22 protein-coding genes and 2 tRNA genes are annotated in these 20,013 nt (G+C 42.7%); 9 read left to right on the forward strand and 15 right to left on the reverse strand.

The window, feature by feature from the left end; translation table 11 throughout:
- Positions 1-164 precede the first annotated feature (164 nt).
- The 3 genes from VEZ01S_RS06610 to VEZ01S_RS06620 all read right to left on the reverse strand — a co-directional run bounded on the left by VEZ01S_RS06610 (position 165) and on the right by VEZ01S_RS06620 (position 1,757).
- Positions 165-875, reverse strand: a complete 711-nt coding sequence (locus VEZ01S_RS06610) for an SGNH/GDSL hydrolase family protein (RefSeq protein WP_021713238.1) — start codon at positions 873-875, stop codon at positions 165-167.
- 253 nt (positions 876-1,128) lie between these two features.
- Positions 1,129-1,368, reverse strand: coding sequence for a hypothetical protein (locus VEZ01S_RS06615; protein ID WP_021713240.1), 240 nt, complete (start codon positions 1,366-1,368; stop codon positions 1,129-1,131).
- A 20-nt stretch (positions 1,369-1,388) separates the two neighbouring features.
- The gene (locus tag VEZ01S_RS06620) at positions 1,389-1,757 is read right to left on the reverse strand and encodes a hypothetical protein (protein ID WP_040890350.1); all 369 of its coding nucleotides are present in this window, start codon (positions 1,755-1,757) and stop codon (positions 1,389-1,391) included.
- Between the two features lie 238 nt (positions 1,758-1,995).
- Here VEZ01S_RS06620 and VEZ01S_RS06625 point away from each other — a divergent pair, with 238 nt between their 5' ends.
- Positions 1,996-2,847, forward strand: a complete 852-nt coding sequence (locus VEZ01S_RS06625) for a BrxR family helix-turn-helix transcriptional regulator (protein WP_021713243.1) — start codon at positions 1,996-1,998, stop codon at positions 2,845-2,847.
- A gap of 66 nt (positions 2,848-2,913) precedes the next feature.
- On the opposite strand, the gene VEZ01S_RS06630 is transcribed toward VEZ01S_RS06625, so the two are convergent.
- The 3 genes from VEZ01S_RS06630 to VEZ01S_RS06640 form a co-directional block, all read right to left on the reverse strand.
- Positions 2,914-3,390, reverse strand: coding sequence for a hypothetical protein (locus VEZ01S_RS06630; RefSeq protein ID WP_021713244.1), 477 nt, complete (start codon positions 3,388-3,390; stop codon positions 2,914-2,916).
- A 339-nt stretch (positions 3,391-3,729) separates the two neighbouring features.
- Positions 3,730-3,806, reverse strand: a tRNA-Val gene (locus VEZ01S_RS06635).
- 43 nt (positions 3,807-3,849) lie between these two features.
- Positions 3,850-3,926 (reverse strand) — tRNA-Val (locus VEZ01S_RS06640).
- 284 nt (positions 3,927-4,210) lie between these two features.
- Here VEZ01S_RS06640 and VEZ01S_RS06645 point away from each other — a divergent pair.
- On the forward strand, positions 4,211-5,473 hold the full coding sequence (locus VEZ01S_RS06645) for a carbohydrate porin (RefSeq protein ID WP_021713245.1): 1,263 nt from the start codon (positions 4,211-4,213) through the stop codon (positions 5,471-5,473).
- A gap of 8 nt (positions 5,474-5,481) precedes the next feature.
- On the opposite strand, the gene VEZ01S_RS06650 is transcribed toward VEZ01S_RS06645, so the two are convergent.
- Positions 5,482-6,654 carry a multidrug effflux MFS transporter gene (locus VEZ01S_RS06650; RefSeq protein WP_021713246.1) on the reverse strand — a complete coding sequence of 391 codons (1,173 nt, stop codon included), beginning with the start codon at positions 6,652-6,654 and terminating at the stop codon, positions 5,482-5,484.
- A gap of 109 nt (positions 6,655-6,763) precedes the next feature.
- Between VEZ01S_RS06650 and VEZ01S_RS06655 the strand changes: the two genes are divergently transcribed.
- The 3 genes from VEZ01S_RS06655 to VEZ01S_RS06665 all read left to right on the forward strand — a co-directional run bounded on the left by VEZ01S_RS06655 (position 6,764) and on the right by VEZ01S_RS06665 (position 10,044).
- Positions 6,764-7,708 (forward strand): LysR family transcriptional regulator, encoded by a 945-nt coding sequence (locus VEZ01S_RS06655; RefSeq protein ID WP_040890351.1) that lies wholly within the window; start codon positions 6,764-6,766, stop codon positions 7,706-7,708.
- 94 nt (positions 7,709-7,802) lie between these two features.
- On the forward strand, positions 7,803-8,792 hold the full coding sequence (locus VEZ01S_RS06660; RefSeq protein ID WP_021713248.1) for a 2-hydroxyacid dehydrogenase: 990 nt from the start codon (positions 7,803-7,805) through the stop codon (positions 8,790-8,792).
- Between the two features lie 397 nt (positions 8,793-9,189).
- A complete protein-coding gene (locus tag VEZ01S_RS06665; protein ID WP_235868494.1) occupies positions 9,190-10,044 on the forward strand; it encodes a DNA ligase in 855 nt (284 codons plus the stop codon).
- A gap of 95 nt (positions 10,045-10,139) precedes the next feature.
- Here the strand turns inward: VEZ01S_RS06665 and VEZ01S_RS06670 are convergent, their stop codons facing one another.
- Positions 10,140-11,510, reverse strand: coding sequence for an MATE family efflux transporter (locus VEZ01S_RS06670; RefSeq protein ID WP_021713250.1), 1,371 nt, complete (start codon positions 11,508-11,510; stop codon positions 10,140-10,142).
- A 148-nt stretch (positions 11,511-11,658) separates the two neighbouring features.
- Between VEZ01S_RS06670 and VEZ01S_RS06675 the strand changes: the two genes are divergently transcribed.
- Positions 11,659-12,273: a riboflavin synthase gene (locus VEZ01S_RS06675; protein ID WP_021713251.1), complete on the forward strand. Its 615-nt coding sequence runs from the start codon at positions 11,659-11,661 to the stop codon at positions 12,271-12,273.
- Positions 12,274-12,363: 90 nt separating this feature from the next.
- Here VEZ01S_RS06675 and VEZ01S_RS06680 read toward each other — a convergent pair whose 3' ends face one another.
- The 4 genes from VEZ01S_RS06680 to VEZ01S_RS06695 form a co-directional block, all read right to left on the reverse strand.
- Positions 12,364-12,567 carry a CPXCG motif-containing cysteine-rich protein gene (locus tag VEZ01S_RS06680; RefSeq protein WP_021713252.1) on the reverse strand — a complete coding sequence of 68 codons (204 nt, stop codon included), beginning with the start codon at positions 12,565-12,567 and terminating at the stop codon, positions 12,364-12,366.
- Between the two features lie 13 nt (positions 12,568-12,580).
- Positions 12,581-13,453, reverse strand: a complete 873-nt coding sequence (locus VEZ01S_RS06685) for a fructosamine kinase family protein (protein ID WP_021713253.1) — start codon at positions 13,451-13,453, stop codon at positions 12,581-12,583.
- A 158-nt stretch (positions 13,454-13,611) separates the two neighbouring features.
- Complete coding sequence (locus VEZ01S_RS06690) at positions 13,612-14,121, reverse strand: C40 family peptidase (RefSeq protein WP_021713254.1); 510 nt, start codon at positions 14,119-14,121, stop codon at positions 13,612-13,614.
- A complete protein-coding gene (locus VEZ01S_RS06695; RefSeq protein ID WP_021713255.1) occupies positions 14,121-14,906 on the reverse strand; it encodes a sterol desaturase family protein in 786 nt (261 codons plus the stop codon). Before VEZ01S_RS06695 ends, VEZ01S_RS06690 begins: the two co-directional genes overlap by 1 nt.
- Before the next feature lie 77 nt (positions 14,907-14,983).
- Here VEZ01S_RS06695 and VEZ01S_RS06700 point away from each other — a divergent pair, with 77 nt between their 5' ends.
- The 3 genes from VEZ01S_RS06700 to VEZ01S_RS06710 all read left to right on the forward strand — a co-directional run bounded on the left by VEZ01S_RS06700 (position 14,984) and on the right by VEZ01S_RS06710 (position 17,483).
- Positions 14,984-15,712: a tRNA-uridine aminocarboxypropyltransferase gene (locus tag VEZ01S_RS06700; RefSeq protein WP_021713256.1), complete on the forward strand. Its 729-nt coding sequence runs from the start codon at positions 14,984-14,986 to the stop codon at positions 15,710-15,712.
- 146 nt (positions 15,713-15,858) lie between these two features.
- A complete protein-coding gene (nagK, locus tag VEZ01S_RS06705) occupies positions 15,859-16,767 on the forward strand; it encodes an N-acetylglucosamine kinase (RefSeq protein WP_021713257.1) in 909 nt (302 codons plus the stop codon).
- 323 nt (positions 16,768-17,090) lie between these two features.
- Positions 17,091-17,483 (forward strand): hypothetical protein, encoded by a 393-nt coding sequence (locus tag VEZ01S_RS06710; RefSeq protein ID WP_021713258.1) that lies wholly within the window; start codon positions 17,091-17,093, stop codon positions 17,481-17,483.
- Positions 17,484-17,697: 214 nt separating this feature from the next.
- Here VEZ01S_RS06710 and VEZ01S_RS06715 read toward each other — a convergent pair whose 3' ends face one another.
- The 3 genes from VEZ01S_RS06715 to VEZ01S_RS06725 form a co-directional block, all read right to left on the reverse strand.
- Positions 17,698-18,765, reverse strand: a complete 1,068-nt coding sequence (locus VEZ01S_RS06715; protein ID WP_040890352.1) for a hypothetical protein — start codon at positions 18,763-18,765, stop codon at positions 17,698-17,700.
- Positions 18,766-18,891: 126 nt separating this feature from the next.
- A complete protein-coding gene (locus tag VEZ01S_RS06720; RefSeq protein ID WP_021713260.1) occupies positions 18,892-19,464 on the reverse strand; it encodes a transposase-like zinc-binding domain-containing protein in 573 nt (190 codons plus the stop codon).
- Between the two features lie 275 nt (positions 19,465-19,739).
- The gene (locus tag VEZ01S_RS06725) at positions 19,740-20,000 is read right to left on the reverse strand and encodes a DUF2960 family protein (RefSeq protein ID WP_021713261.1); all 261 of its coding nucleotides are present in this window, start codon (positions 19,998-20,000) and stop codon (positions 19,740-19,742) included.
- Positions 20,001-20,013: the final 13 nt, after the last annotated feature.

The raw sequence follows: 20,013 nt of genomic DNA on the forward strand, positions 1-20,013 counted from the left end.
TGAGGGTTAACTATTTCCATGTCTCTAGCAATCGTTTTGGCCGAAGGACTACCTTCGGCCAAATATCCATAACTCTTTAAAAATTCAAACGAATATTTCCGTAATCTCGGATGTCTTCTAATGAATAGTTCATTTATTTATAGGTTAAAAGTTGCGCGTAGAATTTATATAGAATGCATATCTTTCTTGTTGTTCTGGCTAATATTAGTGTCTCGGTAAATCTGTTTAGCGATTTTCTCAGCCCCATATTTTGAAGGTTCAATTGGAGATACTGGCGCATAATCTTCAGGTTGATCACAGAGTACCCGTAAATCTAGAACTGACAAATTACGAGTCTTAGCTTCATGGAGGATCACCTCATTAAACAAGCCTAAAGCACATTTTTCCTGGTTTGATAGCGTAGGTATTTTGTCATATACAGTACATAGAGTAATGTCATCGCAGAAAGGGTGGTTGGCAAACTTCGATTCCATCGTATCTAACATTGCTTGGTAGGTTGAACGAAATTTCTCTCGAATATGAAAGAGTGTATCCAAGGCCTCACCTACGTTTTCGATAGGTTCATCCATTAGTCCTGCGAGATTGAGATACAACAAGTCATTTCCACCACAAGAGACGAACGGGAAGTAATGTGTAACTGGGTCAATAGTCAGCTTACGTAACTGTTCTTCAACGTGATGCAAACAGTTCCCATCCACAGCGAGTAGATTCACTTGTGGTTTATGTTCTCCTAAGTTGTCGTTATCCATAAGATTTTGTAACTGTTCTGAAACAGATTCCCCTTGATTGACATAAGGCGCATTGTCGAAGATAGAATCGCCGAGTAAAACAACTTCATGTTTCAAGTAAGTGGTAGTAGGTTCGTTTATCGTCATTAATCGTTATCTCTTGGTTTTCGAGCTCGTTGAATGCATCATGAAATGCGATAGGTAGCTCTTCTAGATTAAAGGTTCGTGCTATGTTCATAATCAGGGGTAAACCACTGATAAATAAAGTTTGGATACGCTTGAGCGAGTAGTCACCAGTGTTTGCACCAATGTCTTTTCTCAAAACGACTTTAAATCAATATTGTCTAAGGTTTATAGATGGCAGATATCTGGAAATGCTTGCTCTATGATTGAACAACTTTTATTCCATGTATTCGTCTTCATCGTCTTCGGGATCGAGTTCAATTTTCACATCACCAAGTAGCTCTTGAATGACAGTGATGGCCTCTTCAATTGTGATGTCGTTCAGTGCTTCAATGAAAAGGCTGGTGGTTTGTGCCCAGCAGAAAATCACACCATCTAGATTGTCTCCCAATTCAGCATTAAGAAGTTCGACTAACTCATTATGTTTATAGGCACTGTGGATAAGTATTTCGTACATTGATTATCCTTTCGTTTTTGTTAGGTAATGTCGGTTGATCCGCAATAAATCGTCAATCGCTTCACTAACGGTGTTGCAGTTACAATCAAAGTCTTTGAGAATAAAATCTGGAGCTTGGATTGGGGATCTAGAAGCATCAACCCCCATAGTTTTCCCATAGTTTTGGATAAACCTTCAGACCAAGCGAAAAGGTTAATTAGCCCTTGGTCTGATATATTGCCGTCACCGTTGGAATCACAAAAAATACGTCCAGCCCCGACATTGGCATCGTGAACTCGTGCTAATTTGTGCAAAGTACTGTCCTCAGAAACATCTAAGTCAATGATGTCGAATGTATAACGTAAAAAGAGAGTGATGTGATTGAGTCGTGTTTCTCGGCTCTGAGGCACTCTCAAATCCAGCCTTGGACAACAGGGTTTTTGTATTGAGTTTTCATCTTTTTTGTCACAACTAATTGCGGATACAGTAACAGGCCAAGTAATGAACCTTGAGCGCGTGAAAGAAAATTGTTATCGGTCAATATTTTAGGCTCCTTGAATCGTATATCAGATGCAATTATGTTAAGTTGCCTAGCTAAAATATGATATGTGGTAAAAGTGTACATATCCGCAATGTATTGAGGCTTTTATGAAGTGGGATCAACACCAAAGGTTTAGATTGATTGAGTTAATTGCTTACTGGGAAGGGCGGCTAACAACCAATCATTTATGCGAAAGCTTTGGGATTGGTCGACAGCAAGCCTCTAAGGATATCAACTTCTACATCCAGCATATTTCTGCAACCAATCTGACTTATGACAGAAGCATTAAAGGGTACGTTACTAGCGATACTTTTGAGCCAAAATTCATTACTGGTAACGCACAAGAGTTTTTAAACTTACTTGCTAGTCAAGAGGCGAATGCTAATATCTTTGCCCCAATGGAATTTACAGGCGGGGCAGCATGTTCATTACCCATTCCTGTACGTGAAGTGAATGCAGATCACGTTAGAAAGATCTTACTTGCGGCAAAAGCGGGTCTAAGGTTAGAGATTAGCTACCGCTCGATGAATAAACCTATGGCAGAAAAGCGGGTGATTGCCCCACACTCTATCGTCTGTACGCCACTGCGTTGGCATGTACGCGCGTATTGTGAAAAGAACAACGAGTATAGAGACTTTATACTAAGTCGGTTTGAGGGGCAGCTGACTCCGCTTGAAGGATCAACCAATACCAAGCAGCTTGATGCGAAGTGGCAGGAGAGCGTCGATATTGTCTTCGCGCCAGATCCCCGTCTATCTGATGAGCAAAAAGTAATTATTAGCTATGAATACGATATGGTTGAGGGGAGATTCGTTGTTCCATGCCGCGTTGCACTGCTTCGCTATACTCTTTATGCACTCAATGTATTTCTTGAATATGAAGATACGGTGGTTGGACGACAGCAATTGATTGTTGTGAATCGAGATGAGATATATCAGCATATTGCTAGTCCTGCATAGATGACAATCATCGGCTATGCAGTTTCAAAGCATAGCCGATTTCATTATTATCTTGCGTGAATGGTGCTAGCTCAATTGCAAAACAGATGCATTTTTACCCGTTTCGCCAGAATCCCAAAGTAATACAGTTTCACCGATGCCGCCTTTCTTGTAGCCGGAAGTCAACTGAAGGTGTCCTAATTTTGGCGCTTTTATCTGTAAGCAAACACGAAGAACAAAATCCAAGTCGTAAAAGTTATCGTATTTTTCAATTTTGACGGCGTTCCCATGAGGTACGTTTTCGTAACGATATTGTATGTCACTGCTAGTGATGCTCACAGTTTCATCGTCTACAGTTTGAAAGCCATTGCTATCTGAAAATACTAATTCAAGCGTTTCATTCGTGTGGTTTACCAAATAGACCTCAGCACCCTGACGAGACAACCATAGTAGCGGTAATCGAGTCTCTGCTGGTCTTGGAGGTACATTGCCTCCGAAGCGACTTTTTCGTTTTTCAGGGGAAATCCAGGCAATCCCCTCTGTTTTGATCTTATGTTCGCGCATTACATTTCCCCATCTTTACTTTCTGGTATGCGGGTAATCCTGACGACCATGAACAGAGAGTGGGTCGACTAGATAGGCGATTTAGTAAAGTGAATCGCCAATATAAGAGTGGTCAGAAAGCAAATTAGACCGATGTTTGTTAGATAGTGATGATTCACAAGTTGGTAGTGGGAAAGTGCTCAACTGGACGCAATACTTAAAGCAACCAGAAAACATGAGTAATAGTGAAATTAAACAAATCTTACCCGGCAGAATTCTCATCAATGGATTCATAAATACATGATTAGGGTCAGCTAAAAACAAAAACGCCAAGCAAAATGCTTGGCGTTTTTGTAAATTTGGTGGGTCCGGGCGAATTCGAATCGCCGACCCCTACCATGTCAAGGTAGTACTCTAACCAACTGAGCTACGGACCCAAATTTTTGTTGTTCAATACAATTGCATCTGAATGCAAGAGGATGGTGGGTCCGGGCGAATTCGAATCGCCGACCCCTACCATGTCAAGGTAGTACTCTAACCAACTGAGCTACGGACCCATCTTCTTGAACGAGACTGATGTTAGCGATAAGCGGGGTTGGGTTCAAGCATAAATCTTCGCTTTGTGAACTGTTTGCTGTTTTTGTAATCGAGATTGATGTTTTTTAATCAAAAGAGCATCCAATATACGTTCAATATTACTCAGAGAATAGGTAAAAGGCGTATAGCGCACACCTTGTAATCATGAGTTTGCCTTTAATGTTTTAGCATGTCGCAAAATGCCTATTTAACATCTACATTTTAGTTACAGTGACTGTATATCAACTAAAACTTATGGTGAAACATGGCGTTAACTGCAAAATTCTTTCTAACCTCTTTTTCTGTAGCGGCTTTGCTTGCAACTCCTTTAGCGATTGCTGAAGCGGCCAACTTTGAGGGACCGGATTCGGTGGAAAACACCATTGCTAGCCAAAAGAAAGAGCAAAAAAATTGGCGAACAGATTTAGCAGATAAAGGGTTCGTATTTGGCGGTGATTATGTTGCGCTGGGACTGCACAGTGGGGATGCGAGCGATGGCGGTGATGCCTCTTCGGCCTCTGGCGTTGCGCGAATATACGGACAATGGAATTTAATCGGTCGAGAAAGTGGTCATACAGGTAGCCTAGTGTGGAAAGTTGAGCATCGCCACAGTTACAGTCATACACCCCCGAAAGATTTTTCAGGGACGACATTTAATCCCGACGCTGACAATATTGGGTATATAGGTATGGTTGGGCCAGCGTTTAGTGATCAAGGCTTTAGAGTTACGGATCTTAATTGGAAGCAAAGCTTTAACGGTGGAAAAAGTACCGTCATTATTGGCTGGCAAGATGTGACTAACTACGTGGATACCTATGCCTTAGCTAGCCCATGGACAGGGTTCACTAACTTGGCGTTTAGTACTGGTGCAGGTGCGATGGGATTACCCGATGATGGCATTTTGGCGTTATCAGCCGGTCACATGCTAACGGACAACTTTTATATAGTGGCAGGTGTGGCCGATGCAAAAGGTCAGTCTGATGATATTTTTAATGGCTTTGATACCTTATTTAACGATCATGCATTGTTTACCACTTTAGAGCTGGGCTGGACAGCTGCTAAAGATCAGATTTATACAGAAAATATGCACGTCACTTTATGGCATATGGACGAGGGATCTCGCCACAGCTTATCTTCATCGGTGCTCGCTAATGGTGATGTTAATGGTGGTGAGTCAGGGCAAGGCATTAACTTTTCTTATAGCACTTTTATTACTCCAACCATCATGCCGTTTGTGCGTGGCGGATTTTCAAGTGGTGATGTGGCGCTATACAACAAATCTATTTCTGCCGGTGTAGGGGTGTTTGGCTTAGGCGGTGAGAAAAATAATTTAGGTGTCGCAATTAACTGGTCAGAGACAAATGATGTTTTTGATAATAAAGATCAGGTGACCGCTGAGCTCTATTACAACATGCAGTTTGGTGATCACCTGCAAGTTACGCCGGATGTGCAGTTTATCAACAATCCAGCGCTATCAAATGAAGATACAGCGCTGGTGGTTGGGGTGCGTGGACGCGTCTTTTTCTAAGTTAGATGTTACTCATCATAGACTTTTAGGGTGACGTCTCTTTTATAACAGACAAACCACGCTAGTGGCAGTGCCATAACGAATGCCATGATATGAAGTGACGCTAAAGGCATTAGATTTACTATACCAACCAAAGCGGATGCGCCGGCCATTTGGAAAAAACCCAGTAGAGAGGCCGCAGTTCCGGCGCGCTGAGAAAAAGGCGCTAATGCTGAGCTGCAACAAATGCCTAATATCAAACAAAAGCCGGTGCTTGCGATAAAAATAGGCCCCATAAATGCGAAAGGATGGTCGATGTTACTGAGCAGTAAGATAAGCAGAGCAGCAAGAGTGCACATGCTAATGGCAAATTGAAGCGCTCTTGTTTTCCCTAGCTTTTTGATTGCGATTGGCGCCATAAACGAGGCCATAATATTGATGATGGCGTTACTGCCAAACCACAGTGAAAAAGAGGTGGGATCTAAGTGGAGTTCGAGCATTAATCTTACTGGCGCAATGCTGACAAAAGCAATAATGATGGCCATCGCCAGCATAACGAGTCCGCTATTAAACTGAAAAGTGGCGTTGTGCAAAATGGGCTTGTATTGCTGCCAATTGATTAACTTAGTACTACACACAGTATTCGCTGGGCGGGTCTCAGGTAAGCGCCATAAACAAATAATGGCAATCAGTAGCGCATATCCGCTCATGAAACAGAAAGTGGCGCGCCAGTTCCAAGTTTCGCTGAGCCACCCGCCGACAAACGGAGCTAACGCTGGAATCACGCAGATCACCCCGTTGATATAACTGTAAATTGATGCGGTTCTTTCACTGGAGTAGCTGTCTCTTACTCCCGACATGACACTGACTGAAACCGCGCAGGTCCCCAGTCCTTGAAAGATTCTCGATAACCACAGTATTTCTATTTGTTGTGAAAGCGCGGCAATGCTAGAGCTGATGATATAGACAATTAAACCTGCAATGATCAGTGGCTTACGGCCATATCGATCGGCTAACGGGCCTGCGATTAACTGCCCAAGCCCTAAAGCGGCTAAAAACAGAGTGATGGTTACTTGGATATCATTGATGGGAGAATTTAGATTTTGCGCCATTTGTGGAAAAGCAGGCAGATAAATATCGATGGCCATTGGGCTAACGATGATAAGCAGTAAAAACAGGTAGATAGGTGGTTTCTGATTCATTATCACATTGTCATGGTCTTGATTAAGTGTTGTGCGAGAGCTTATCAAGCTTGAGATATGAATAATATTGAATTATCGTCATCTAAGAGTTTCCTTAATGGAATATTATATGAAGTTAGACCATATTGACTTAAATCTATTGCGCTTAATGCTGATCTTACTTGAAGAGAAAAGTGTTAGTCTTGCGGCTGACCGATTAAATATTAGTCAATCGGCTGTCAGTAAGCAATTAACCAAGCTTAGGGAGCAGTTAGGCGCTGTGCTTGAAGATCCGTTGTTTATTCGTAGTGGAAGAGGGCTAACCCCAACGTTACGTGCCAGTCAGCTAGAACAGCCTTTGCGTCAATGGTTAAGAGACTCACATACTCTGTTGTTACCCGAGTCTTTTGACCCTGTAAAAGACACCCGTAATTTTACCATCAGTATTTGTGAAACGGCATTCCCTGTGATCATACCAAGATTAATGCCAATGTTGGCTCAGCGCGCACCCGGATTGCAGTTGAGCATAGTGCCAAAGTCAAAACAGAGCATGAACTTGCTTAATCAGGGAGAGTTAGATTTATTGATTACTGCCAAAGATACTGATTTACGAGCGCAAGCCAATACTTCGGTGTTAGATATCGCAGAGCAACCGAATGTAGAGCTGTATCGCGATCATCATGTGTGTCTTATAGGTAATTCAAATCATATACCGATTGAGCATTGGAATATTGAGTCATTTTTGCAAACTGATTTAGTACGAATATACGTTGAAGAAACTGAGTTTTGGCTATTAGATAGGGTAGCGGCGGATCAAGGACAAAGGTTAAAAGACAAAGCTAAAGTTCCTGATTTTCATAGTGCAGCGTTGTTGGCTCAACACTCAAATATGATGTTAGTATGTACGTCTATTTTTGCCGAGCAATTGGCGAGTCGATACGCTTTACAGTCGTTACCTTTACCGTTCGATTTACAACCCGTCAGCTACCGAATGTTATGGACAAGCATGCTAGAGAGCGACTCTGCTCACCAATGGTTAAGAGAATTAATTCGCGCATGCTGCCATGATCTTTAACACGGAGATAATTCATCAATTTTAAAGTGAATCGAATACATTCGGACTGAGTGAACATACAAAGAATATCGTTTTTAATTTATAAGGAACAAAGATGATCAACATTGCCTTTTTTAGCACTAAGTCATATGACCAAGAAGCGTTTGAGCAGGGGAAGTCTGACTACGATGTGCAGTATCATTTTTATGATTTCTTACTGAGTGAAAAGACCGCCAAAATGGCAAAGGGCTGTGAAGTTGTTTGTGCATTTGTTAATGATGATCTCTCTAAGTCTGTTCTAGAGCAGCTTGCGGCGAGAGATGTAAAAATGATTGCTATGCGTTGTGCCGGTTTTAACAACGTGGATTTAGACGCGGCAAAAGCATTAGGCATTCAAGTCGCACGTGTACCTGGCTATTCCCCTGAGGCGATTGCTGAACACGCCGTGGGCTTAATGATGACCTTAAATCGACGTTTTCATAAAGCCTACCAGCGCACGCGTGACGCTAACTTCTCCCTTGAAGGTTTAGTCGGTTTTAACTTTTTTGGCCGTACTGCTGGCATTATAGGTACTGGTAAAATTGGTTGCGCGACTATTCGTATTCTAAAAGGTTTAGGCATGAACGTGCTGTGTTATGACCCGTATCCAAATGATTTTGTGGTTGAAGCTGGCGCGACGTATTGCGATTTAGATACGCTAATTCAACAGTCTGATGTGATTTCGTTACACTGTCCCATGACTCCTGAAAATTACCACCTTTTAGATGCAGCAGCCTTTGGGAAAATGAAAGACGGCGTAATGATCATTAACACCAGTCGCGGCGAGTTAGTTGACTCTTTAGCGGCAATCGATGCACTAAAAGCTGGGCGTATTGGTGCATTAGGATTAGACGTATACGAAAGTGAAAAAGAGCTGTTCTTCCATGATAAATCAAATGATGTCATTGTTGATGATGTTTTCCGTCGCTTATCTTCTTGTCACAACGTGTTATTTACAGGCCACCAAGCGTTTTTAACTAGAGATGCATTGAGCAGCATTGCATCGACAACATTGGCTAATGTTGAAAACTTCAAGCAACAAAAAATTGACGGCAACTTTTTATAAAAGCAACGCGTTATTTAGCTTTGTTTAATAAATGACACAGTTTTGTTTGATAAATCCGCAAAGGGCTCTAGTTTTCTAGAGCCCTTTTTTTTTGGCTAAGGACTAAAGGACTAAAGGACTAAAGGACTAAAGGACTAAAGGGGTAAGGGTTTCATCAATAAATATGCCCAAGCCGCGATTCTACGCCGTACTTGTTTAAGTGGTAAAAGATGAGAGAGGCTTCACGAAAAGTGGCGCCTTGGCGTGTCGTTCAAATCATTGTCGCGATCTACAGCGCAACTATGCCTTGTTCATCTCTGAGAGTTTGCATGGCTTTTCTAGGCTTGAAGGCAAAAGCAAATTCGCTCTGAAAACAAACTCGCTTTAAAAACAAAGCGTAAACAAAGGAGTTGTGATTGTGGCAACCGTAAATCACTCAAATGGCGTCTCTTTAATGATGCTGTCGTGTGCATCAATCCCATTTTATAGCGCAGGTGCTGAAAGTTTGATGCTGGCACAAACCTATCAAGGGCAGGCACTAACACAAGATCATTTAGTCAGTGAGAAGCTAGATGGTATTCGCGCCATTTGGGACGGCGCAACACTGACAACTCGCAATGGTACTCAGATCGCCGCTCCTGATTCATTTTTGAGTCAACTACCGTTTTTTGCCGTGGAGGGAGAGCTTTGGGCGGGACGAGGCGGCTTTTCGGTAGTACAGCAGACCGTATTAGATACCACGCCTAATCACTTGGCATGGTCGCATATTACCTTTGTATTGTTCGATAAACCTGATGCGTTAACCTCATATTCTCAGCGATATGCGACATTGTTGCACTGGAAGTCTGTTCATCGTCATTCATCAACCCAAGTCGTGATTGCACAGCAACGTGAATTCCGTTCTTATCAATCCTTAGGAAGCGAGCTAAAAAAGGTTGTGAAACTGGGCGGTGAAGGGCTGATGGTACGTAACAAACATGCTGTGTATATTGCCGGCCGTAGTGAGGCCATATACAAAATAAAACTCAACCAAGACGCTGAGGCTAGAGTGATCGGCTATAAGCAAGGAAAAGGTAAGTATCAACATCTTGTCGGTGCGTTACACGTTGAATCACCTCAAGGTGTGCGTTTTTATATCGGTAGTGGTCTTAGTGACGAGCATAGACGAAACCCACCGAAAATCGGCACTCTCATTACGTACCGTTACAACGATAAGACGGACAATGGGGTGCCTAAATTTGCCCGCTTTATGCGTGAGAGAAGTGAGCTTTAGAGTCGATTTCGAAAGTCGGTTTAGATGGACGCTCGATGATCATTGCGGCGCCCATCATGCATCATCATGTATTGGAGCTATTGGAAAACGCGCAATTACTGTGAGGCAAATTTCAATTGAACCTCAGCGGGTTGGCGGTGCATCCATTTGATGCGCGCCGCGAGCAATACGGCAGCCACACTCAATCCAGCGATAAAGCCAAACCAGTAGCCGTGTGCGCCCATAGGTTCAACAATCCAGTCAGTCGAACCCAGAATGTAGCCCGAAGGCAGGCCAATGATCCAGTACGCAATAAAGGTGCGACTGAAAATGGACCTCATATCTTTATAGCCACGTAATGCACCTGCGGCGACCACTTGTACGGTATCGCTAAATTGGTAAATCGCCGCAAGCAACAGCAGTTGCACCGAAATGGTGGTGACCGCTCTATTATCTGTGTATAAGTCGGCAATGTTTTCTCTAAAGACGACCGTGAGTATTGCGGTGACCAGCGCCAGCGCTAAGCCCAATAAAATAGCAACATGAGTGGCGATCTTAGCCCCCTCAATATCTTCTTCCCCAAGCTTATGTCCAACACGAATACTGACCGCGCCACCGATGCTCATCGGTATCATAAACACCATTCCTGATACATTGATGGCAATTTGATGTGCCGCCACCATGATAGGCCCTAAAGGAGAAATCAATAGCGCGACAACGGCAAATAACGTGACTTCAAAGAAGATAGCCAGTGCCACAGGAAGTCCAAGTTTAAATAAGCGGTATTGAGCCTTAAAGTTGGGTTTGTGCCATTGTTTGAACAAACCAATGTGCGCCAGTCGTTTTGAGGTGATGGTATAGAATAGTAAAAATGAAAACATAAACCAATAGACGATCGTGGTGGCAACGCCACAGCCAATCCCGCCAAGTGCTGGCATACCTAGCTTACCGTAGACAAAGATATAGTTGAGAGGGATGTTGATGAGCAAGCCTAGAAACCCAATCACCATAGCCGGTTTGGTTAAAGACATGCCATCGGTAAAGCTACGCAAAGTTTGGAAAAACAAAAACGCAGGCACCGCGGGTAACATGGCGTGCATATAGCCCGTGGTGATGGTCGCCATGGTGGCATCCACGTCCATTAGGCGCAAAATAGCGCTAGTTTGTAATAATACTAAAGCAATAGGGAAGCCAATTAATAGCGCAAGTCCAGCACCTTGTTGTATCTCATTGGCAATTTTATGTGGGTGTCCACGACCATTCAGTTGCGCGACGATAGGGATCAATGCCATTAAGATGCCAATACCAAATAAAATGGAGGGCAGCCAAATACTTGAAGCAATTGCGACAGCGGCCATATCGGTCGCGCTGACGCCGCCGGCCATAATCGTATCGACAACTCCCATTCCTGTTTGCGCGATAGAGGCAATCAGTATAGGTGTAGCCAGTTTGATAAGATTGTTGGCTTCTTTTTGGTAACGATACACGGCGGGACCCCAGCATTTATTTGGCAAGAATAGTAATACTAAACGCTTGAGCGTGCTATGTTTTTATGTCATGTTTTGGCGTGTTTGTATTTGCCAGATAGTGTTTCAATCTGGCGTATTTTTACATGGCGGATATCAAGGAATTACTATGTTTACTGGGATCGTGCAAGGGATGGCTAAGATTATCTCTATTGATGCGAAGCAAGACTTTCATACTCATGTCATTGAATTACCGGCTCAATTAAGTAAAGACATCAATATTGGGGCATCCATTGCGCACAATGGTTGCTGTTTAACGGTCACTAATGTATCAGGTCAACAGGTGCATTTTGATTTAATGAAAGCCACGTTAGATTTGACCAACCTTGGCCAACTTAAGCCTGGGGATTGGGTCAATGTCGAGCGCGCGGCACGCTTTGGCGACGAAGTCGGCGGACATTATATGTCAGGGCATATCTCTGACACCGTGACTGTGGTTGAGGTGGTGCGAAGCCCGAATAATCAAACGATTTGGTTTGAGACCAATGATAAAAACATGGGTTACATTTTGAAGAAAGGCTACATCGGCCTTGACGGTTGCTCGCTTACTATTGCAGAAGTAGAAGGCAATCGATTTAGCGTCAATTTGATCCCAGAAACATTGACACGCACTTTGTTTGGTCAGCGTAGCGTCGGTGATAAAGTCAACCTAGAGGTAGACCCGCAAACTCAAGCAATTGTGGATACGGTGGAACGCGTATTGGCAACAAAATATCGCTCATAGTAATGGCTCATAGTAATGGCTCATCACGATGGCTTATCTCGCGTTGGGCCATTAACTTAGCGTCAGTTATTTTTAGTCGCGGTGTACTCGCTAAAATATCTGTTCATCATCAGAGTCAATATCCAAATCAATATTGTCTTTGACTTGATTGAGCTGCATCCGCAGGTGAATCGGGTGACAACACACAGGGCAGTCTTCATAAAAGTCTTGATTGCCCTGTGTAGTATCTAAAATGACACCAACGTGTCCACCGCAGTGAGGGCAAGAAATGAATTGTTCGCCGTACTTTTTCATAATAGCTCTCCGCTTAAGTATAACGTTCTAATAATCGGTCAACTCTTTGTTGAGCTTCAACTAAATAGTGCCCCGCAAATAAGTTGCAGTGATTTAATATGTGATAAAGATTATAGATCTCTTTTCGTTCCTCATAACCTTCTACAAATGGCTTAATGGTTTTGTAGCCTTGATAGAAAGAGTTTGGGAAATCCCCAAACAGCTCTGTCGTGGCCAAATCACATTCATGATCGCCCCAATAACAAGCAGGATCGTAGCAGATTGGGCCAAAAGGGGACTCTGCGCAGTTGCCGTGCCACAAGTCACCATGCAGCAGTGAGGGTTTAGGCTGGTGGTTCACAAGCGCTAATTTTACACTGTTGATGATGCGTTCTTGAGGCGCAAATTCAATGCCTTTCTCTTTTAAAAGTTGCAGTTGCCAACCGATGCGTTGCTCTGCAAAGAACACATTCCATTTCTTTTGCCAACGGTTTGGTTGCAGCGTCGCACCAATATAATTGTCGTGGTCAAAGCCGTATTCTTGTTGCTCGCCCCATAAATGCAAACGAGCGACCTCTTGTCCGAACTGGTAACTGCTTTCAAGGTGGGATAACGGTTGGGTGGGTAGGTAATTTAAAATTAAAAAGGCGCACTCTTTCGTCGAGCCTAAGTGGACGATTTCAGGAGTGTAGACGGTGTTTGAGCGCTGTAATTGCGTGAGGTTATCGACTTCGGCGGTAAACTTGCTGAGAAAAGCTTTATTGTTCAGCTTTACAAAGTAGCGCTGTTCACCGTCACTAATCATGTAGCTTTCATTGATATTGCCAGAGGTAATACGGCTTTTCTCTTGAATCTTAAATTCAAACATCAAGATATCAGAAAGTTGTTGGGTAATGGCCTGCCACATAATGAACGCCTCACTGTCTACTTATGTGTTTAAGTTTAGGTCAAATATGACAGGCGAAGAGCAATAGAGTGGGATTCTCTAATTTGGATCAAATATTAATAGAGAACTTACCGTGTAGTTTGAGGTTGTTCACAGTTATTGCGCTTTGGTTTAAGACGTCAGTTAACTCGTCGAACTTGCCAAAATGTATCCGCCCAGTAGGGCGAGTCCATTCGGGAAATAATCACCCCTTTTGAGGACGAAGCATGCATAAAGCTGTTGTCTTCAAGATAAAACCCTACGTGCAATGTATTAAATCCAGTTTTGAAAAAGACTAAGTCACCATATTGTCTGTCGTCATAGTCAATGGGAGTACCAATATGGCTTTGTAGGTGTGTCGTGCGAGGTATCGACTGATGGAACAGTTGAGCAAAGGCGATTTGTACGAAGCCTGAGCAATCTACGCCTTTGTGAGTGGTCCCTCCATAGCGATACGGTGTTTTATGCCAAATTTTATAAAAATGAAACAGCTCATCGGTTTTCTTCGACGACACATGGCTCTCAAGTTGAACATCAATTTTCTTGATGTTCACTTTTGCCCTTGGGTTGTTTTCTGGCCCGCTTGCACATGCGGTCAATAAAAATACGGCCACTAATGTAACGAGTGTCTGCGTGCCAGTGTGCTTCATTATTTGTTCCTAAAAGGCTGGGTTAACATTTTATCTAATCGCTGTTCCTTGCGTGAGCGAAACTGCGATATACCGATATTCATGCCAAGATGACCTAATTTGGGTCTCGCAATATGAGTATCGAAGATATGATCCCATATTGACAAGAAAAAACCGAAATTAGAGTCCGCTTCACTACGAATGGTCGAATGGTGAATACGGTGCATATCGGGTGTGACAATGCATTTTCTTAAGCGCATATCCCATTTTTTAGGAATATGGATATTACTGTGGTTAAACATCGCACTGGCGTTTAATACTATTTCAAACACAATCACCGCTATTGGAGGGATCCCAAAGCTGATCACGATACAAATCTTGATCCACATGGATATCCAAATCTCTATAGGATGAAAGCGGGCTCCAGTGGTGACGTCTATGTCTTGATCTGCGTGATGAACCTTGTGCAAACTCCAACATATCGGGGCTGTGTGAAAAAGTCGGTGCTGCCAATAGATGGCGAAATCTAAGATAAGAACACTCAGAATCACCTCAATAGGAAAACTGATAGGCAGTTCGTTAAACAAACCAATTTGTAAGCTTTGTGCCCATAATGCGGCTTCAACTGCCAGTAAAGGCATCGTAATGTAAACCAATACCGAATTTAGCCCAGTTAGGCCAAGATTATTCATCCAGCGATAGGACTTAAGCTGACGCAGGGGACGTTTAGGTTTCCAGTATTCCGCTAATGCGCAACAGACCAGCACGGTAACGAATATACTCACCCGAATAAAGGCGACATCCATGAATTATTTTCTCCAAGGTGATGACAAGCTCTGTTGGCTTGATTACTCTTACTTTCTTTTACGTGACAGGGCAAACAATGCGTGTACATGCCGTTCACCAATTGGTGGAACATAGACTGAACCAATCAACGAAACCATTTAGTGCTAGAGGTTCAAAAGTAGAACGTTGTCCTTATTGCCGCATTGCGCGTAAATATTGTATCTGTACTCATCAGCCCAAAGCGCACACTGGATTTGCGACTTTATTGCTTTATTCAGATAACGAAGTATTAAAACCCAGTAATACAGGACGGCTTATTGCTGACGTATGTCGTGATGTTCATGCCTTTCAATGGAGCAGAACCGAGCCTGATTCTAACATGCTTTCTTTGTTACAAAACCCAATCTATCAACCAATTCTGGTATTTCCTGAGAGTTATCTATTTGAATCTAATACTCTTGTGTCCAATAACCACCAACAACTGATTAAAGATAAAATTCCATTATTTGTGTTTATCGATGCCAGTTGGCGAGAGGCTCGTCGTATCTATCGCAAATCTGAATACTTACATCATCTGTGTGTGATCTCAATTCAACCAGAAAAAATTTCTGAATATGTGATGAGGAAATCAGAACATGATCAGCATCTTGCAACGTGTGAAGTGGCGTCTTTAGTTCTGCAAGAGTTTGAATTTGATGTTGTTAGTGCGCAGTTACAAGCATGGTTTGAGGTCTTTAAAGAGAGTTACATGCTCAGCAAAACACGAGAGAAAAGAGACTTTAGTCGTCCAATACTGACGGAATATCTATCGCGTTCCAATTCTTAGTTCAGTCGTGCACTTATATGTCACTGATTGACTATCTGATACGTTGGGCGTGTTTTATGGGTGTCATCACGGTATGTGCGACCAAAGATCGCGATAATAAACTTAATTTGTTAATGAATTTAAGTATTTAGGTTGGGAGATGTAGGATGTTTTATGGCTTTGATGTCGGCGGGACCAAAATTGAATTCGGTGCGTTTAATGACCGCCTAGAGCGTATGGCGACGGAGCGTGTTCCCACACCGGGTGACGATTACCCTAAGCTTGTCGAAACATTAGCGTCTTTGGTTGAAAAATACGATGCGCAATTTGGTGTTGAAGGGTTGATTGGGTTTGGCCTTCCTGGCATGGAAGATCCGAAAGACGACACCATTCTTACGGTCAATGTGCCGGCAGCCAAAGGCAAACCATTACGCTTTGATCTTGAATCTCGTATTGGTCGTAGCGTTAAAATCGAGAACGATGCCAACTGCTTTGCCTTGTCTGAAGCTTGGGATGAAGAGTTAAAAGATGAAAAGTCGGTCATGGGGCTTATTCTTGGTACCGGTTTTGGTGGTGGGATTATTCACGAAGGTAAAGTCTTTTCTGGCCGTAACCATGTTGCAGGAGAGGTAGGGCATACTCGACTCCCTATTGATGCCTGGTTCCACTTAGGTGACAACGCGCCGTTATTAGATTGCGGGTGTGGTAAAAAAGGTTGCTTGGACAGTTATTTGTCAGGGCGTGGCTTTGAACTCATTTATGCTCATTATTTTTCTGAAAAGAAAAAGGCGGTTGAGATCATTAGCGCCTTTTATGAAGGAGAGGCCAAAGCGTGTGAGCATGTTGAGCGTTTTATGGAGCTACTGGCCATCTGTTTGGCGAATATCTTTACCGCTTACGATCCACACGTAGTGACCTTAGGCGGCGGTTTGTCTAATTTTGATCTTATTTACGACGAAATGCCAAAGCGCGTGCCTAAATATTTACTTTCAGTTTCGAGCTGCCCGAAAATTATCAAAGCCAAACACGGTGATTCTGGTGGTGTACGCGGCGCGGCATTTCTAAATATTCGATAATTTCTATCTAGCCATGCCAGTGAGCTGGTGGATGATCTAATAAAACCGAGATACTGTTTATTTAAACAGTATCTCGGTTTTTTATGACTTAAATAAAGTGGCGAATTAATGAATACTGAGTGTTAGCAGTAGGGTGCATATATTTAGGTTATGAATGCACTAGTATTGAGTGCTTTTTGTATAAGTATTGATTTTTTATATATAAAAAATGTAAATTGAGGCGGTTGTCACCGTAAATGTCTACAAATTACCTTCTGATTTTGCTATAAAGCTCGTTTCAAATTTCCATACCGTCTGAAAGCCGTGAATAGGGGAATCATTTAATGAGACTTGCACATAAACGTAAAGTGCAGATGAAATTGCAAAAGCGTACTCATACTACTGCTAGCAACACGTCATCGAAGCCTTCAATCCAATCCAATGAGCCACGTGTTGAAACTGCTACATTGGTTGAGCCTAAAGTTGAAGCTAAGATAGAAAAAACCGCTGAAGTAGAAGTGCCTGCCATTGCACTTACACCAAAGCAACAACAAGTTCTAGATATTGTTGCTGCGAATGCTGAAGGCATCAATTCTAAAGGAATTGGCCTAGCTGCAGGTCAAGAAGAAGCAAAAGCTGCTGCATGGGCAACGGGTGCTTTGAAAAAACTAATTAGTGAAAACCTTGTTCAAAAAGAACAACTTTCAGGAAACAAAGTGATATATAAACCGGCATAATTTTTATCGGTCACTGTGTAATGAGAATGCCTCGACTTGTCGGGGCATTGTTGTATTTGTACCCCACAGAATACATGTTTAATCATGCGAAAAACACCTGGCACTGTGTTTATATGGCTCTGTTGTACTTGTGTGTTGTTATAATTACTACATAGAGGCTCCAGATGTAGAACAGACCAAAAAGCCTCCCTGTAGGAGACTTTCGTCAGTCATCTTATTGAACTGCTTCCTTATCAATAATGCCTTCAAAATCTGGGTTGGGGTGAATTACAAAACGCCACAACGGCAGTTGCTTTCCTTTATAGTCTGGCGGTATGAGGATTCCGAATGAGGATGGGTTGATGCCTAGCTTCATCGCTACTACGTTGCCATCTTTTATCGTGTGCTCTCTAAACCCGTTGGTGACCATTTGACTCAGACGCCCGATTAGCGCGAAGTTTGGCTCCGTTTGATCTTGAGGTGAATAGACGAACTTAGTACCGCAAACTTTCCCGTTTTGAAAGAGCGCTTCTTGCTCGCTTTCCACCCAATCCCCGTGACACATTAGGTAAAAGGCAATCTTCTTTTCTTCTTCGTCAGTAACTTCCTCACCGTCGCAGTAGATTTTGACATCCTTTACGATGAACTTGGCTTCACCCTCTTCATCGACGGGGACTTCTTCTTGCGGGTCTGCTAAAAGATGCAACTCTAGATCAGGAGCAACCCCAACTTGACAATCACCTAGTAAGTACATCTCCGACATTGCCAATGCACGACCGAAATCAATCGTATAAGAGTTAGGGTGCTCATCAAAAGCATCAATGCCAAGGAGAGTCCAATGATTCCATGCTGAAAAATAGACTGCAAATCTCAACGGCAGTCCATTCAAATCAGCATACGTCTTGAGCTTGCTGTAATAGCCTTTGTTTATTGAGTATTTATTGGTTGGTTGCTTGTGGTGGCAATTTTTAACTTCGACTAACATCTGTTCATTATCATCAAATGTTAGTCTGTAGTCCGGTGCTAACAACTCTTCCCCAGAGTAATAAATGTCACCAAAATCCTCTTGCTTTATAAGAGATACCTTGCCTAATGCGCCTGCAACATAGGCGAACAATGATTCAGTACGTTTGCCAAAGATCATTGTTTGACTCTTCTTACTTTCTTCTATTGATACTTTTACTCGATGGAGAAAGTCTTTTTGATCGGCTTGATCAGTGAAGTTGTAACCATGTTCTGTTGCCATTTCAGCAAACAACTCCAACACATCAAACTTTTCGGCATTTCTTTTTAGTTTTTTCACTTTTTTCTTAGTTTATGATTTAAAGTGAAAAGAAGTCTACCTATGTGCCTGCTAAATCTCTGTGACACAACTCTATGATTTGATTGGATAGATCGCCTTATCCAAGCGAGCTTATCTTTATAATAATCATTCGAGTACAGCGCCGAGCCACAACGATTCCTCACCATGCCCTTTACCTCCGCCCCTTTTGCGTGGTTCTCTAGGCATTTGCCGACATCCTTTGAACGATTCAGGTAAGAATGCCTCATCGGCCTCTATTATGCCTGTAAAAGAAGTCGGCTGACTCTGATTAGGCATTAGCAAAAACCGATGCCGCCAGAAGAAGGCGGTTCTTAAATTGATGTTGAGGTGTCGAGCTATTCTTCTCAACGATACACCATCCCACATCAAGGCAGCATACGCTAACCACTTGTCTTCCTTTCGCATTTTATACAATGGCGTCCCTGTTAGGGAGCAAAAGGTCTTCTTGCAATCCTTACAGCGATAACGCTGTATTCCTTTTGCAGTCACTCCGTGTTTGATGAAGCTCATTGAGTGGCAATGGGCGCAGTCAGCAACTGTTTGCTCTCGCTCTGCTATTACCTTTCCAACGGTGTTCTCATCGAGTTTACCTTTGACTGAGTTATTTAATCGTTTGGTGTCAGCGTAGTTGAGAGTGGGAATTAGCTGGAGTATCTTATCTAAGTTGTTGATTCCCATAAATTGCCGCCATTTGTACTGATCTTGTAGGGATCATCAGTATAGACTAGCAACATGGAAGTACAACAGAGCCGTTTATATACACTATCGGGTGTTTTGTGCATCTATCCTTCATAATTAGCCGTAATTTTGTTCCTTGTTGTGAGTAAGAATATGAAACAGTCATGTGTTTTTCCTGCGCTATTTCTGAACACTTATTTAGCGCGACTGGTATGCGATTATGAATAAAAAAAAGAGCCTTGCGGCTCTTTCTGTCATCGGTGTAAATAGAGGCTCTATTTCTTACCAATCGGTCTATTTTCTTTTGGCTTTAGGGTAATTTTGCCAAAGCCCAGTTTTCTAAAATAGTTGTCACGATAGTCGCGAACGGCTTTGGTATCAGATACGGCTTCTACTTGCAGTTCCATCTTGAGAAACTCGGTTAAATCAATTCCTTCAGCATCAGCTACGGCTTCGTGGATATTACGGAACTGCTGATAGGAGAACAGCAGTTCTTTGTGTTCTTTTTTGTATACGTACTGGATGGTTCTAGACATTGTGCTCTCTTAT

Source organism: Vibrio ezurae NBRC 102218 (assembly GCF_000467185.1).
GTDB classification, from domain to species: domain Bacteria; phylum Pseudomonadota; class Gammaproteobacteria; order Enterobacterales; family Vibrionaceae; genus Vibrio; species Vibrio ezurae.

What these genes read in the sequence shown, in the direction of transcription:
- VEZ01S_RS06610 (WP_021713238.1), bottom strand. Translation starts at nt 875, where the DNA reads ATGACGATAAACGAACCTACTACCACTTACTTGAAACATGAAGTTGTT.
- VEZ01S_RS06615 (WP_021713240.1), bottom strand. Translation starts at nt 1,368, where the DNA reads ATGTACGAAATACTTATCCACAGTGCCTATAAACATAATGAGTTAGTC.
- VEZ01S_RS06625 (WP_021713243.1), top strand. Translation starts at nt 1,996, where the DNA reads ATGAAGTGGGATCAACACCAAAGGTTTAGATTGATTGAGTTAATTGCT.
- VEZ01S_RS06630 (WP_021713244.1), bottom strand. Translation starts at nt 3,390, where the DNA reads ATGCGCGAACATAAGATCAAAACAGAGGGGATTGCCTGGATTTCCCCT.
- VEZ01S_RS06645 (WP_021713245.1), top strand. Translation starts at nt 4,211, where the DNA reads ATGGCGTTAACTGCAAAATTCTTTCTAACCTCTTTTTCTGTAGCGGCT.
- VEZ01S_RS06650 (WP_021713246.1), bottom strand. Translation starts at nt 6,654, where the DNA reads ATGAATCAGAAACCACCTATCTACCTGTTTTTACTGCTTATCATCGTT.
- VEZ01S_RS06655 (WP_040890351.1), top strand. Translation starts at nt 6,764, where the DNA reads ATGAAGTTAGACCATATTGACTTAAATCTATTGCGCTTAATGCTGATC.
- VEZ01S_RS06660 (WP_021713248.1), top strand. Translation starts at nt 7,803, where the DNA reads ATGATCAACATTGCCTTTTTTAGCACTAAGTCATATGACCAAGAAGCG.
- VEZ01S_RS06675 (WP_021713251.1), top strand. Translation starts at nt 11,659, where the DNA reads ATGTTTACTGGGATCGTGCAAGGGATGGCTAAGATTATCTCTATTGAT.
- VEZ01S_RS06680 (WP_021713252.1), bottom strand. Translation starts at nt 12,567, where the DNA reads ATGAAAAAGTACGGCGAACAATTCATTTCTTGCCCTCACTGCGGTGGA.
- VEZ01S_RS06685 (WP_021713253.1), bottom strand. Translation starts at nt 13,453, where the DNA reads ATGTGGCAGGCCATTACCCAACAACTTTCTGATATCTTGATGTTTGAA.
- VEZ01S_RS06690 (WP_021713254.1), bottom strand. Translation starts at nt 14,121, where the DNA reads ATGAAGCACACTGGCACGCAGACACTCGTTACATTAGTGGCCGTATTT.
- VEZ01S_RS06695 (WP_021713255.1), bottom strand. Translation starts at nt 14,906, where the DNA reads ATGGATGTCGCCTTTATTCGGGTGAGTATATTCGTTACCGTGCTGGTC.
- VEZ01S_RS06700 (WP_021713256.1), top strand. Translation starts at nt 14,984, where the DNA reads ATGCGTGTACATGCCGTTCACCAATTGGTGGAACATAGACTGAACCAA.
- nagK (WP_021713257.1), top strand. Translation starts at nt 15,859, where the DNA reads ATGTTTTATGGCTTTGATGTCGGCGGGACCAAAATTGAATTCGGTGCG.
- VEZ01S_RS06710 (WP_021713258.1), top strand. Translation starts at nt 17,091, where the DNA reads ATGAGACTTGCACATAAACGTAAAGTGCAGATGAAATTGCAAAAGCGT.
- VEZ01S_RS06720 (WP_021713260.1), bottom strand. Translation starts at nt 19,464, where the DNA reads ATGGGAATCAACAACTTAGATAAGATACTCCAGCTAATTCCCACTCTC.
- VEZ01S_RS06725 (WP_021713261.1), bottom strand. Translation starts at nt 20,000, where the DNA reads ATGTCTAGAACCATCCAGTACGTATACAAAAAAGAACACAAAGAACTG.